Origin of the sequence: Mycobacterium sp., from assembly GCF_046330795.1 — a bacterium.
GTDB lineage: Bacteria > Actinomycetota > Actinomycetes > Mycobacteriales > Mycobacteriaceae > Mycobacterium.
This window is the reverse complement of record NZ_JAXLSA010000003.1, coordinates 495,722-508,903: the sequence shown is the minus strand read 5'-3', so window position 1 is coordinate 508,903 and position 13,182 is coordinate 495,722. Positions and strand designations below refer to the sequence as shown.

The window sequence follows — 13,182 nt, the reverse complement described above, 5'->3', positions numbered from 1 at the left end:
GCCGCGATGAGAAGAGTCCTCGCCGTGGCCGCGCTGGGCGCCGCCGCGTTGGTCGGCCGCCGTTACCTGGCGGTTCGAGATGACCTGGCCCGGGTGCCCCGGGAACTTCGCAGCCCACTGCTGCCATTCCTGGCCACCGACACCACGGCCCGGTCCCTGCCCCGGGCCCGGCGCATCTACGGGCGGATTCGAACACCGTCAGGCCGCGGCGTCATCGTGACCGAACGGGGGGTGGGCTCAACCGCTGTCCCCGTTACCGTCACCACCCCCAAGGGCGGCACGGCTCCGCGTCCCGGTGTCCTCTACATCCACGGCGGCGGAATGATCATGGGCTCACCGCAGACCGAGGCCGTGGGTAGTGCGCGGGTGGCACGGGAACTGGACGCCGTGGTCGTCTCCCCCGACTACCGACTGGCGCCTGAGCATCCGTATCCGGCCGCCCTGGACGATTGCATGGCCGCACTGCACTGGATGCGGGACGCCGCCGGCGAACTCGGCATCGACCCGGACCGCATCGCGGTCACCGGGTCCAGCGCCGGGGGCGGCCTGACGGCCGCGGTGGCCCAGCGCGCGCACGACGAGGGCATCACCCTGCGGGCGCAGGTCCTGGTGTATCCGATGCTCGATGACCGGTCGGCGTTGCGGGACCACGGCGTCCGCGGCCGGTTCTTGTGGACACCGGGGTCCAACCGATTCGGCTGGGCGAGCTACCTGGGCCGCGAACCCCGGGAGTCCGACGCCCCCGAGTACGCCGCGCCCGCCCGCCGCGAGGACCTCTCGGGCCTGGCCCCGGCCTGGGTCGGGGTGGGCGACCTGGACCTGTTGTACGACGAGTCGATCGATTACGCGCGACGCCTGCAGGCCGCCGGGGTGCCGTGCGAACTGGTCACCGTACCGGGGATGTACCACGGCGCCGACGGCCTCGCGATGAAAGCCCCTGCGATGCGGGAGTTTCGGCGCAGCTCATTGGACCACCTGCGGATGCACCTGTAACGCGTATTTGATGTCTATTGCGATGGACATCAAATAGTGTTTTGATGTCCATCAGTATGGACACCAAAACACGCGCATACGACATGACCGCCCGCGGCGAGGCGGCCTCGCTCACCCGCGACGCCATCGTTTCGGCGGTCATCGAATGCGTGACCGAGCAGCGTTCGCTGGGCATCACCCTGGCCGCAGTCGCCGAGCGCGCCGGGGTCACGGTCAAGACGGTGCTGCGGCACTTCGGCACCCGCGACGCCATGATCGACGCTGCCTGGGCACAGGTGCACGACGAGGTCGTCGCCGAACGCGCCGCCACACCCGGCGATCTGCCGGCCGCCCTGACGATCCTGATCGCGCACTACGAACAGCGTGGGGACATGATGATCGGGCTGCTCGCCGAGGAGGACGTCGAAGCGCGCGCCCGCGACGTGTGCGAATCCGGGCGAGCCACGCACCGCACCTGGGTGGAAAGTGTTTTCGCCGAACCCCTTCCGAACGGCCACCGGCAGCGCCAGCGGCTGGTGGACACGCTCGTGGTGGCCACCGACGTGTACAGCTGGAAGCTGCTGCGGCGGGACCACGGACTGTCGGTCGACGAGGTTCAGGACCGGATGATGTTGATGTGCAACGGCATTCTGCGCGAAGGGAGCCCACCGTGAGAGTCCTGTTCGCAGTTGCCGACGGGGGCGGGAACATACCGCCGCAGCTGGCCGTGGCCCGTGCGCTGCGGGCCCGCGGCGCGGAGGTCGAGTTCATCGGCCACGCCGCGGTCCGGCGGAAGGTCGAGGCCGACGGCTTCCCCTTCGAATCCTTCCGCACCGGACGTCAGATGGAGGCCACCACCCAGCGTCCGCTGCTGGCACTGACGGCCGACTTCGCCCGGACCGCGATGGATCGCGCGATCGGGCGGGACGTCGTCGCCGCGGCGCAGCGCCTGCAGACCGACGTCGTCGTCGTCGACATGCTCTTCCCCGCGGCCATCACCGAGGTGGCGGCGCATCGGCAGACGGTGGTGTTCGTCCACTGCTTCTACCGCGCCGCCCAGGATCTCGCGGCGGGTCCGATGGGCCGGCTGCTGTGGGTGCGGGGTATCGATCCGCTTGCCGCCGAGCGCAGCGGCGCACTCCAGATCGTTTCTGCGCGTGCCGATCTGGACCCGATACTCGGAGCACCCGACGTCCGACACGTCGGCGTCGTCTGGCAGGGCGCTCCGGTGGCCTCGACGCCGCAGCGGGTGCCCCGCATCCTGGTCAGCCTGTCGACGTGCGCATTCGCCGGACAACGACAAATGCTGCAGAACATCGTGGATGCGTTGGCGCCCTTGGCCGTCGAGGCGATCGTGACCGCTGGGCCGGGGATCGACACCACGGGACTGCGGCTCCCGGACAACACGTCGATCCACGCCTGGCTCGATCACGACGAGGTGCTGGCCACCACGTCACTGGTCGTCGGCCACGGCGGACACGGAACGAGCATGCGGGCGTTGTCCTTCGGGGTACCGCTGGTGATCATGCCCGCCAACGCGTTGATCGACCAGAAGCGCGTGGGCGCGGTCATCCAGCAGCACGGCGCCGGCCTGCTACTACACAAGCACAGTCGTCCAGCACGCATCCGGGCCGCCATCGATACCGTGCTGACTGACCCGGCATATCGCGAATCCGCCGGTCGTCTTGGTGATCGGATCCGCGAACGGGACGGAGCGCAGGTCGCGGCGGACGCCATCAGCGAGCTCGCCGGCGCTCAGACGTAGAGCGCCGGAAACGGCCCGAAGTCCAAGTTGCGCACCACGAACCAGACGACGGTGACGGCCAGTGCCACCATCGGCGACCACCGCCAGTGCTGCCAGCCCCGGATGGTCCGTCCCGTGGCCCTGCCGTAGGTCCAGGTGCAGAACGCGATGACGAGCAACACCACCGCGACGACCCCGAGAGCGTTGTACCGCAGCGCGGCCGCCAGCTCCCCGTGCATCAGCGAGTACAGCATCCGCAGGCTGCCGCAACCGGGACAGTCGATACCGAACAGCGCCTTGGTGGGGCACACCGGCAGCCATCCGCCGGGCGTTGTCGGGTCGGCCAGCCAGATCGCGCCGCACGCGCCCGCTGCCAGTGCGGCCACGCCCAACGGCTGCGCCAACCGGTGCACGATCAGCTGTAGGCCGACATCCCGGTGGCCACCGACACGATCAGGTAGATCACCCCGACGATTGCGCCGATGATCGCACCCCACATCGCGAACTTCTTCGCATCCGCGGACGCCTTCTGCGCCGCGGCGAACTGGCCGGACGCCCACAGGCCATTGACCTTGCTGGAGTTGATGATTGCCACGATTCCCAGCGGCAGGCAGCACAGCACGGTGCACAGGATCGACCACACCAGGTAGTTGTCCGGGGCCGGGCTCCCGGGCGGCCCGTACGCCGGGGCGCCGTAACCCGGGGCCGGAGCCCCGTAGCCCGGCGGTGGCGGCGGGTAACCGGACGGCTGCCCCTGACCGTAGGGCTGACCGGCGCCCTCCGGACTGTTCTCGATGGGCGGCGGTTCGTAGGGGCCGGACGGCGGTGGCGGGTATGTCATCGAACCGACCTTTCGGGCTGGGTCCGAAAACACGGACCGGGGATCGGCAGAGATTAACCACCATCGAGCAGCGCTGTCCACAGAACACTCAGGTTTTCCGACAGTCAACGCGGCTCGCGATCTCGTGGATCGTGCGCTGACCGCCGAATCACTCAGCGGCGCAATCGCACTCAGTTCCCCCCGGTGTTGACCGGCTCGATGGGGATTCGCCGGAGTGCCCCCGGCGCCGCGGCCGGAACGACGGGCCGGTTCGGCGCGACGGGATCCAGGCGCCGGTATGGCTCGCCCTGAGCCGGCCGCGGATCGGCTTCGTCCTTGTTCGGCCACAGCGAGGCCGCGCGTTCGGCCTGAGCGGTGATCGAAAGGGACGGATTGACACCGAGATTCGCCGATACCGCGGCCCCGTCCATGACGTGCAGGGTGGGGTAGTCGAACACCCGCTGGTACGGATCGATGACGCCATTGTCCGGGCTGTCGCTGATCGCCGCGCCGCCGAGGAAGTGCGCGGTCAGCGGGATGTTGAACAACTCGCCCCAGGTGCCGCCGGCGACGCCGTCGATCTTCGCGGCGATGCGGCGGGTGACTTCGTTGCCCGCCGGGATCCACGTCGGGTTCGGCTCGCCATGGCCCTGCTTGCTGGTCATGCGGCGCACGCCGAAGCGGTCCTTCTTGGTGTACGTGGTGATCGAGTTGTCCAGGTGCTGCATCACCAGCGCGATCATGGTGCGCTCGCTCCATTGCTTCGGGTTGAGCATCCGCAGCATGTTCTTCGGATCCGCACCGGCCTCGTCCAACAGCTGACGCCAGCGCGGCTTGTCGGTGCCCAGCGGTCCGTCGCCGTCGGTCATCAGCGTCTGCAACAGACCCATCGCGTTGGAACCCTTGCCGTAGCGGACGGGTTCGACGTGGGTGTCGGGCGTCGGATGAATGGACGACGTGATGGCCACGCCGTGCGTGAGGTCCAGATCCGAACCGACCTCGAGGCGGCCGGCGCCGACGATCGATTCCGAGTTGGTGCGGGTCAGCACGCCCAGTTTGTCGGACAGCCGCGGCAGCTGTCCGCCGTCGCGCATCTTGAACAGCAGCTTCTGGGTGTTGTACGTCCCGGCGGCCAGCACCAGATGCGTCGCGGTGAAGGTCCGGCGGCCACGGCGCAGCTTGCGGCCGGTACGTGCGGTCCGCACCTCCCAGAGCCCGTCGGCGCGTTGCGCGAACCCGGTCACGGTGGTCATCGGAAGTACTCGGGCCCCAGCGGATTCCGCAAGACCGAGATAGTTCTTGACCAACGTGTTCTTGGCGCCGTGCCGACAGCCCGTCATGCACTCGCCGCACTCGATACAGCCGGTGCGTTCCGGTCCGGCCCCACCGAAGTACGGATCGGGCACCCGCTGGCCGGGCATCTTGGTGCCGTCGGGCCCGAAGAACACCCCCACCGGCGTCGGCACGAAGGTGTCCCCGACGCCCATGTCGTCGGCGACCTCCTTCATGATCCGATCGGCGTCGGTGAACGTCGGGTTGATGACAACGCCGAGCATCCGCTTGGCCTGCTCGTAGTGCGGCATCAACTCGGCGCGCCAGTCGGTGATGTGCGCCCACTGCCGGTCGTTGAAGAACGGGTCCGGCGGCACGTACAGGGTGTTGGCGTAGTTCAGCGACCCGCCGCCCACGCCGGCGCCGGCCAGGATCATCGCGTTGCGCAACAGATGGATGCGCTGGATGCCGTAACAGCCGAGCTGCGGCGCCCACAGGAACTTGCGCAGATCCCAGGAGGTGTTGGCGAACTCCGCGTCGGTGAACCGGCGGCCGGCCTCCAGCACACCGACCCGGTAGCCCTTCTCCGTGAGTCGCAGCGCGGTGACGCTGCCTCCGAAACCCGACCCGATGACCAGAACGTCATAATCCGGCTGCATTCGGTCAGTATGAACCTACTCGTCGGTAGCCTCTAGCAAGGTCGCCCTAACAACAGAGCATCCGCGAGGCGACGACCGACCTGCACATCACCCCAGCGCATGCTGACCGGATCCGCGGCATCCAATGCGTGCCGGCTGTTGGCGAGCAAGCGATCGGCGGCGCCGTGGGCCCGCGCCACAGCCTGCCGGAACCGCCGGGCACGCATCCCGGGTCCGTCGTCGAGCGCCGTGACGACCTGGAGTCTGGCCGCGTCGATGTCCGAGGCCGCCCGGGCCACCTGCGCCGCGGCGTCGTCGGTGACCTCGTCACCGCCGTGGGAGACGGTCAACCGCGCGCGCACCCGGTCGACGTGGCTGCGCCAGACGCCATCCGCGGATCCGACCACCGCCGCGGCCGCACCGGCCACGGTTCGCGGATCGACAGGACGGACATCGGCGACGGGCACATCGTCGACGGTCACTGCGCACACACGCGCCCCGTCGAGGGCAGCGAGGCCGTCGGCGGGTTCGATCCGTGCCGCGGCGGCCGGCACGACTGCTTCGACCCCGTCGGGCAGGGACAGCCGCAGCAGTTCGGCGCTGCGAGCCCCCACCACCCATTCCCATTGGCCACTCAACCTGCCATCACGCACCGACCCGGAGCCTCGGACGCTCACACCGGACAACGCGGCCAGCCAACCCAGTGAGCCGTCCAGCGCCGCCAGCTCACAGATCACCGCGGTGAACTCACCGGAATCGGGTTCCACCCAACTCCGCAGCGCCGCAACCGATTCGGTCCGGCACAGCCTGAACAATTCCTGCGCGACGTCCGTCGCGGCTCTCGGCTCTGCCATACCCACCTCCCCGGCGCGTGTCAAATGGTATGCACTGATGGTGGCACGAGGCAGTTCGCACGCGGGCCGGCACTCGGTGCTCGAATCCGTCCGCGCCCTGTTGCCGGCCATCGCCGCATCCGCCGGTGACGTCGACCGCACCGGCGCGGTGAGTCCACGCATCATCGCCGAGCTGCGCAATGCGGGGTACTTCGCGCTGTTGAAGCCCGCCGCGTTCGGCGGGCTGGACGATCCGGACGGCTACCTCACCGCCACCCGCGAGTTGGCATCGGCGTGTACGTCCACTGGGTGGCTGGCGGGCTGGCTGGCGGTCAACAACTGGGGCCTGTCGGTGCGCAACGAACGCGTCCTCCAGGACATCTGGGGAGCCGATCCGCACGCCCTGTTGTGCGCGTCGTACGCTCCGACGGGACGCCTCGAACGTGTCCGGGGCGGATTCCGGCTGACGGGCCGCTGGAGCCGGTGCATCGGCGCCCCGCATGCATCGTGGTTGAGTGTCGCCGCGCTGCGCGTCGACCGCGACGGTGCGGCCCAGGATTTCCTGGCGGTCCTGTTGCCGCGATCCGACTACACCATCAAGAGAACGTGGAACGGCCTGGGGCTCAGGGGAATCGGTGCCGATGATGCGGTGGTGTCCGGCGCCTTCGTTCCGGACCACCGGGTGTTCAGCTGGTTGAACCTGAGTTTCGACGGGGTTCCCGCGCTGGATCGGCTACCGCAGCCGGCGGTGTTCACGCTGGCCGGAACGCTTCCGTTGCTGGGCGCCGCGGAGCGGGTGCTGACGGCCCGGCTACCGCAGCCGATCGACCCGCTCGACGAATTCGCGTTGTGCCGCAGCGATATCGAATTGTCGGTCCGCCAGATCGGGCGCAACATGGCCGATCTGGTGACGTGCGTGACCGCCGGCGGCTACCCGGACGCGGCGTTGATGTTGCGCACGCGCCGCGACCAGGTAATGGCGGCCGAACGCGCCGCCCGGGCCGTCGGCGCAGTGGTGGCCAACCCCGGCGTGGACACCGATGAGGTTCTCCTGGAACGTGTTTGGCGCGACGTTCAGACCGGCCGGATGCACGTGTCCAGCAAGGTCGATCAGGTTCTTGCCGTGGCGGGACGATTCGCGCTGGGCCTCGACGTCGACCACCTGATCTGGTAACTCAGACCCAGTCGTCGGACGACAGCGTCCGCAGGACCCGGGAGAGCATGTCGTCGGTGACGGTGGCGCCACGGGCCATCGCCGCTCCGCCCCGGCCGACCCGCTCGCTGATGCCGCGCGCCGCCCGGGTGAGGAACGGCGCCATCCGGGTCAGCCGCTGCGCCGACGTGGCGCCGGTGAGGGACAGCCCGGCGACATCGCCGGCGATCATCGTGATCGGGGCCGCCACGCTGGCCAGTCCGACGGCCAACTCCTGGTCGTCGTAGGCGAGTCCGTGCCGGGACCTGATCCGCGCCAACTCCTGGTGCAGGGTGGGCAGATCGGCGATGGTGGCCGGGGTGCTCTTCGGCAGGGTGGTCCGGAGCATCGCGTCGACCGCCTCGGCGGGCAGCGTCGCCAACATGGCCTTGCCGAGCGCGCTGGCGTGCGCCGGGGTGCGGCCGGCCACCCGGGTGGGCACCACCACCCCGCTGCTGCCCGAAACCTTGTCCAGGTGGACGACCTCGGCACCGCTGAGCACCCCGAGTTGCACCACCAGCGAGGTGTCGACATTGAGTTGCTCGAGCACCGGCGAAGCCGCGCTGCGCAACAGCGAATGATCCCCGTTGCCCGAAAGAGGCGATGTGGCAAGGCAATAGCCGGCCGGCCCGCGCTCGAGCAGCTGGGCTTCGTGCAGCTGGGTGAGGATGCGGTGCACCGAGGATCGCGGCAATCCGGTGTTACTGACCACCTGGTCGAGACGCTGCGTCCGGCCCGGAACGTCGAACACATTCATGATCATCGCGACGCGGGCCACCATCGACGTCGGCGCCTCCTGCACCGTCCCACTGTAGAACGCAACCGGCCCCTTCCACCGAAGGAAGGGGCCGGTTGGTTGGTGCCGACGGGCTACCGCGTCACGCGGCGTCGCGGTGCTCCGCGGCGCTGTCGTTGCCCGTGTCGCTCGGCGAGGTGCTGGCGGTGCTGGCGGACGTCACCGACGTGGCGGTGGTGTCGTCCTTGACCTCGGCCTTGGTGTCGGTCTCGTCGGCCTTGGTTTCCTCCGTGGCATCGACAGTTTCGTCCTTGACGTCATCCTTGGCGTCGGCCTTGGTTTCCTCCGTGGCATCGACGGTTTCGTCCGTGGCCTCGGTCGTGGTGTCGGTGTCGACCGTGGTGGCCGTCTCATCCTTGACCTCGACCGCTTCGGCCTTCGCCTCGGTCTTGGCCGCGGCCTTGGCGGCGTCGCCCGTGGCCGCCGGAGCGGTCTCGGCCGTGGTGTCCGTGTCGGCGCTGGCGGCCTCGGACTTCGCCGTCGCATCGGCCGCCAGGGTGGCCACCGCGGCAGTGGTGCCCGTGGTGGTTGTCGCCGGCGTCTGGCTGACGGTCCAGTCGTTGACGACCTTGGTCACCATGGCGCGACCGAACTTCACCACCGAGTAGAAGCTGTCGGAAATGCCGTCGCCGATTGCCTGGACGATCGCCGGGAAGTCGAACGACGCGATGGCCTGGACGACCTTGGTGGCCGACGCCGCCAACTGACGGGTCAGCGTTCGCAGCTGGACCGCGAACTCGGCCTCCAGGGTGCGATCGGGACTGAACTGCTGGCCGTTCCAGCTGACCAGCGTCCAGCCGTCCTCGTTATTGCCCTCGACGATGACGGAGTTCGTGTTGTCGAGCGGCGAGCCCTGCAGTAGCGCGAGCTTCTGCGCCGTGGTCAGGTTCACCGCGTTCATCATCGTCCAGAACATGATGGCGGCGCCGTGCGAAAAGACGACCGCGTTGCGGTCGCCGTTGTCGTAGATGGTCTGCAGGGCCTGATCCATCCGCGCGTCGAACTCATGGCCGTCGATCGAACCGGGGATCCGGACGTCCAGTGCGTTCGCCAACGCCCAGCCAACCAGGATCCGGCCGTAGCCGGCCGAGGCCTGGGATTCGGGCGTGCCCTCGAAGACGCCGGCCTCGACCTCCTGGATGCCGGGCAGCACCGTCACGGGCAGCCGCAGGTAGTCGGCCAGCGGCGCGGCGGTCTGCTGGGTGCGGACCATCTGCGAGGCGTAGATCGCGTCGTAGTTGTTGTAGCCGAGCGTGCCGACCACGGCCTGGGCCTGCTGCTGACCCAGCGCGGTGATGTTGGGGCCGGGGGTACTGGTATCGATCAATCCCGAGGCATTGCCCTCGGACTGCGCGTGCCGCACGAACGTCACCCGCATCAGTTCGGCAGCCGCCGCGGGGAAGGCGAAACCGATCGCGAGCGCTATCGCGGTCAGCGCGACGCCGACGGTGCGGAGCACCCGGCCTCTGGTTGAACTCATCGAAATACTTCCTCTTCCGTGGTGTGGGACAGCTCACAGTGAACAAACGGTTAACTGTGAGCAACCGCGAGTCCCACTCACCGGGACGTCATCCCGGAAGAGGTTGCCGGTCAGCTCCCGACGGACAGACCGACCTTCTGGAATTCCTTCAGATCGCAATAACCGGCCTTCGCCATCGACCGGCGCAGCCCGCCCACCAGATTCAGCGATCCGAACGGGTCGTCGGAAGGGCCGTTGAGGACATGGTCCAGCGATGGGCGTTCGCCCGCCGCGACGTCCAGCAGCGCGCCACGCGGCAACGACGGATGTGCCGCCGCCGACGGCCAGAACCAGCCCTCCCCCGGCGCCTCGGCGGCCACCGCCAGCGGCGGGCCCAACACGACCGCGTCGGCGCCGCACGCGATGGCCTTCGCCAGATCACCGGAGGTGTGGATATCGCCGTCGGCCAGCACGTGGACGTAACGACCGCCGGTCTCGTCGAGGTACTCGCGACGGGCCGCGGCCGCATCGGCGATGGCCGTGGCCATCGGCACGCTGATGCCCAGCACCTCGTCACTGGTGGTCACCCCGGCCGTCGATCCGTAGCCGACGATGACGCCGGCCGCCCCGGTGCGCATCAGGTGCAGCGCGGTCCGGTGATCCAGCACGCCACCGGCCACCACGGGGACGTCCAGCTCGGAGATGAACGTCTTGAGATTCAGAGGCTCGCCATCCTGGGCGACCCGTTCGGCGGAGATGATGGTGCCCTGGATGACCAACAGGTCGATGCCCGCGGCCACGAGCGTGGGCGTCAGCGCCTGGACGCTCTGCGGGCTGACCCGCACGGCCGTGGTGACACCGGCCTCGCGGATCCGGGACACCGCCGCGCCCAACAGATCCAGATCCAGCGGCGCCGCGTGCAGCTGTTGCAACAGCCGGATGGCCGCGGACGGATCGGGTTCCTTGGCGGCGGTTTCGACGATCTCGACCAACCTCGCCCCTACGTCGGCGTGCCGGCCGATCAGACCCTCGCCGTTGAGCACCCCGAGACCTCCGAGGCGGCCGAGCTCGATGGCCGACTCCACCGACACCACCGCATCGGTGGGGTGACTGATCACCGGGATGTCGAACCGGTAGGCGTCCAGCTGCCAGGCCGTCGACACGTCCTTGCTCGACCGGGTCCGCCGCGACGGCACGATCGCGATGTCATCGAGTTCGTAGGTACGGCGGGCGGTCCGGCCCATGCCGATCTCAACCATGTCGCGCATGAATCGTTCCCCCTAGCGCGAGTAGTAGTTCGGTGCTTCCACCGTCATCGTGATGTCGTGGGGGTGACTCTCCTTCAGCCCCGCGGCAGTGATCCGGACGAACTGCGCCTGCTGGAGATGCTCGATGCTCGGTGAGCCGGTGTAGCCCATCGCGGCCCGCAGCCCACCGGTGAGCTGATGGATCACTGTGGACAGCGGACCGCGGAATGGCACCCGGCCCTCGATGCCCTCGGGCACCAGCTTGTCCTCGGAGAGCACGTCATCCTGGAAGTACCGGTCCTTGGAGTAGGACCCGCGCGGCTTCCCTTCCCCGCGTCCCTGCATGGCCCCCAGGGACCCCATGCCGCGGTAGCTCTTGAACTGCTTGCCGTTGACGAAGATCAGATCCCCCGGCGCCTCGGCGGTGCCGGCCAGCAGCGAGCCGAGCATGGCCGTGGACGCGCCGGCCGCCAGCGCCTTGGCGATGTCGCCCGAGTACTGCAGGCCACCGTCGGCGATCACCGGCACGCCCGCGGGCGCACAGGCCGCGACGGCCTCGAGGATGGCGGTGATCTGGGGAGCCCCGACCCCCGCGACGACGCGGGTGGTGCAGATGGAGCCGGGGCCGACGCCGACCTTGACCGCGTCCGCGCCGGCATCGACGAGGGCGGCCGCCGCGGCACGGGTGGCGACGTTGCCGCCGACCACATCGACGCGCTCGCCGACCTCGGCCTTGAGTTTGCCGACCATGTCCAGGACGCGCCGGTTGTGCGCGTGCGCGGTATCGACGATCAGGACGTCCACCCCGGCGTCGACGAGTGCCATGGCCCGTACCCACGAGTCGTCGCCGACACCGACGGCCGCGCCGACGAGCAGCCGGCCGTCGCTGTCCTTGGTGGCGTCGGGATGCTGTTCGGTCTTGACGAAGTCCTTGACGGTGATCAGCCCGGTCAACTTGCCGTTGCCGTCGACGATCGGCAGCTTCTCGATCTTGTGGCGACGCAGCAGTCCCAGGGCCGCGTCGGCGGAGACACCCTCACGCGCGGTGATCAGCGGGGCCTTGGTCATGACCTCGGCCACCGGCTTGTTCTGGTCGACCTCGAACCGCATGTCGCGGTTGGTGATGATCCCAACAAGTGAGCCGAGCTGGTCGACTACCGGCAGACCGGAGATCCGGAACCGGGCGCACATCGCGTCGACCTCGGCCAGGGTGTTGTCCGGTGAGCAGGTGACCGGGTCCGTGACCATGCCCGCCTCGGACCGCTTGACGGTCTCGACCTGGCCGGCCTGTTCGGCGACCGGCAGGTTGCGGTGCAGCACGCCCATGCCGCCCGCGCGGGCCATCGCGATGGCCATCCGGGCCTCGGTGACGGTGTCCATCGCCGAACTGACCAACGGCACCTTGAGCCGGATCCGGCGGGTCAACTGGCTCGAGGTGTCGGCGGTGGCCGGGATGATGTCGGAGGCGGCCGGCAGCAGCAGGACGTCGTCGAACGTCAGCCCGAGCATCGCGATCTTGTGCGGATCGTCCCCACCCGTCGGCACGGTGTCGTCGAGCAGGCCGGACATTCGCGCCTCCATGGTTGACCTCCGTCGATAAGGGATGGCTAATCCTATCGGCTCCGCGACGGGGTGCGTCCGCTGGCGCTAACGCAATCGCGCTGCGTAGTGTGGAACCGTGCGCGACCACCTGCCGCCGGGTTTGCCGCCAGACCCATTCGCCGACGACCCCTGCGACCCCACCTCGGCTCTCGACGCGATCGAGCCGGGGCAGCCGCTGGACCCGCAGGAACGCGCCGCCGTCGAGGCCGATCTGGCTGACCTGGCCGTATACGAGGCCTTGCTGGCGCACAAGGGAATTCGCGGCCTGGTGGTCTGCTGTGACGAATGCCAGCAGGATCACTACCACGACTGGGACATGCTGCGGGCCAACCTGTTGCAACTGCTCGTCGACGGCACGGTGCGGCCCCATGAGCCGGCCTACGATCCCGAGCCCGACGCCTACGTGACGTGGGATTACTGCCGCGGCTACGCCGACGCGTCCCTCAATGAGGCCACCTCGGAGAGCGACGGATATCGCTGAGGGTGCTGGTCAGGCAACCCCGAGTGCGATAAGAACCGCTCCCACCACCACACCGGCCGCCGCGACGACCCCGGACTTGCCCAGGTTCGCCCCGTCCAGCGGCTCGATCGGCAGCCGCCGCCGTCA

The 13,182-nt window shown here is 69.0% G+C and carries 13 protein-coding genes; 5 read left to right on the top strand and 8 right to left on the bottom strand.

What is annotated here, in order from left to right:
* Positions 1-6: 6 nt before the first annotated feature.
* The 3 genes from U0R18_RS13900 to U0R18_RS13890 are packed head-to-tail and all read left to right on the top strand — an operon-like array spanning position 7 to position 2,737.
* On the top strand, positions 7-993 hold the full coding sequence (locus U0R18_RS13900; protein WP_526369227.1) for an alpha/beta hydrolase: 987 nt from the start codon (positions 7-9) through the stop codon (positions 991-993).
* Between the two features lie 44 nt (positions 994-1,037).
* Positions 1,038-1,646: a TetR/AcrR family transcriptional regulator gene (locus tag U0R18_RS13895; protein WP_526369225.1), complete on the top strand. Its 609-nt coding sequence runs from the start codon at positions 1,038-1,040 to the stop codon at positions 1,644-1,646.
* Entirely contained in the window at positions 1,643-2,737 is a 1,095-nt protein-coding gene (locus U0R18_RS13890; RefSeq protein ID WP_526369223.1) for a glycosyltransferase, read from the top strand. The genes U0R18_RS13895 and U0R18_RS13890 overlap by 4 nt, the downstream gene beginning before the upstream one ends.
* On the opposite strand, the gene U0R18_RS13885 is transcribed toward U0R18_RS13890, so the two are convergent.
* The 4 genes from U0R18_RS13885 to U0R18_RS13870 all read right to left on the bottom strand — a co-directional run bounded on the left by U0R18_RS13885 (position 2,728) and on the right by U0R18_RS13870 (position 6,300).
* Positions 2,728-3,135, bottom strand: coding sequence for a DUF2752 domain-containing protein (locus tag U0R18_RS13885; RefSeq protein WP_526369545.1), 408 nt, complete (start codon positions 3,133-3,135; stop codon positions 2,728-2,730). The two genes, U0R18_RS13890 and U0R18_RS13885, sit on opposite strands and share 10 nt — an antisense overlap.
* Positions 3,132-3,557, bottom strand: coding sequence for a CD225/dispanin family protein (locus U0R18_RS13880; RefSeq protein ID WP_526369221.1), 426 nt, complete (start codon positions 3,555-3,557; stop codon positions 3,132-3,134). The genes U0R18_RS13885 and U0R18_RS13880 overlap by 4 nt, the downstream gene beginning before the upstream one ends.
* A gap of 170 nt (positions 3,558-3,727) precedes the next feature.
* Complete coding sequence (locus U0R18_RS13875; protein WP_526369219.1) at positions 3,728-5,467, bottom strand: GMC oxidoreductase; 1,740 nt, start codon at positions 5,465-5,467, stop codon at positions 3,728-3,730.
* Between the two features lie 32 nt (positions 5,468-5,499).
* Positions 5,500-6,300 carry a hypothetical protein gene (locus U0R18_RS13870; protein WP_526369217.1) on the bottom strand — a complete coding sequence of 267 codons (801 nt, stop codon included), beginning with the start codon at positions 6,298-6,300 and terminating at the stop codon, positions 5,500-5,502.
* 40 nt (positions 6,301-6,340) lie between these two features.
* Here U0R18_RS13870 and U0R18_RS13865 point away from each other — a divergent pair, with 40 nt between their 5' ends.
* Positions 6,341-7,453, top strand: a complete 1,113-nt coding sequence (locus tag U0R18_RS13865; RefSeq protein ID WP_526369215.1) for an acyl-CoA dehydrogenase family protein — start codon at positions 6,341-6,343, stop codon at positions 7,451-7,453.
* A gap of 1 nt (position 7,454) precedes the next feature.
* On the opposite strand, the gene U0R18_RS13860 is transcribed toward U0R18_RS13865, so the two are convergent.
* From U0R18_RS13860 to guaB, 4 genes are all read right to left on the bottom strand, one after another.
* Complete coding sequence (locus tag U0R18_RS13860; RefSeq protein ID WP_526369213.1) at positions 7,455-8,273, bottom strand: IclR family transcriptional regulator; 819 nt, start codon at positions 8,271-8,273, stop codon at positions 7,455-7,457.
* A 76-nt stretch (positions 8,274-8,349) separates the two neighbouring features.
* On the bottom strand, positions 8,350-9,747 hold the full coding sequence (locus U0R18_RS13855) for a histidine phosphatase family protein (protein ID WP_526369211.1): 1,398 nt from the start codon (positions 9,745-9,747) through the stop codon (positions 8,350-8,352).
* 110 nt (positions 9,748-9,857) lie between these two features.
* Positions 9,858-10,985 (bottom strand): GuaB3 family IMP dehydrogenase-related protein, encoded by a 1,128-nt coding sequence (locus U0R18_RS13850; protein WP_526369543.1) that lies wholly within the window; start codon positions 10,983-10,985, stop codon positions 9,858-9,860.
* Between the two features lie 21 nt (positions 10,986-11,006).
* On the bottom strand, positions 11,007-12,554 hold the full coding sequence (gene guaB, locus U0R18_RS13845) for an IMP dehydrogenase (RefSeq protein WP_526369209.1): 1,548 nt from the start codon (positions 12,552-12,554) through the stop codon (positions 11,007-11,009).
* Between the two features lie 97 nt (positions 12,555-12,651).
* Here guaB and U0R18_RS13840 point away from each other — a divergent pair, with 97 nt between their 5' ends.
* Complete coding sequence (locus U0R18_RS13840; RefSeq protein ID WP_526369207.1) at positions 12,652-13,056, top strand: DUF5319 family protein; 405 nt, start codon at positions 12,652-12,654, stop codon at positions 13,054-13,056.
* Positions 13,057-13,182 lie beyond the last annotated feature (126 nt).

Coding starts and splice junctions, on each gene's coding strand:
- U0R18_RS13870 (WP_526369217.1), bottom strand. CDS start 6,300: ATGGCAGAGCCGAGAGCCGCGACGGACGTCGCGCAGGAATTGTTCAGG.
- U0R18_RS13900 (WP_526369227.1), top strand. CDS start 7: ATGAGAAGAGTCCTCGCCGTGGCCGCGCTGGGCGCCGCCGCGTTGGTC.
- guaB (WP_526369209.1), bottom strand. CDS start 12,554: ATGGAGGCGCGAATGTCCGGCCTGCTCGACGACACCGTGCCGACGGGT.
- U0R18_RS13850 (WP_526369543.1), bottom strand. CDS start 10,985: ATGGTTGAGATCGGCATGGGCCGGACCGCCCGCCGTACCTACGAACTC.
- U0R18_RS13880 (WP_526369221.1), bottom strand. CDS start 3,557: ATGACATACCCGCCACCGCCGTCCGGCCCCTACGAACCGCCGCCCATC.
- U0R18_RS13895 (WP_526369225.1), top strand. CDS start 1,038: ATGTCCATCAGTATGGACACCAAAACACGCGCATACGACATGACCGCC.
- U0R18_RS13875 (WP_526369219.1), bottom strand. CDS start 5,467: ATGCAGCCGGATTATGACGTTCTGGTCATCGGGTCGGGTTTCGGAGGC.
- U0R18_RS13855 (WP_526369211.1), bottom strand. CDS start 9,747: ATGAGTTCAACCAGAGGCCGGGTGCTCCGCACCGTCGGCGTCGCGCTG.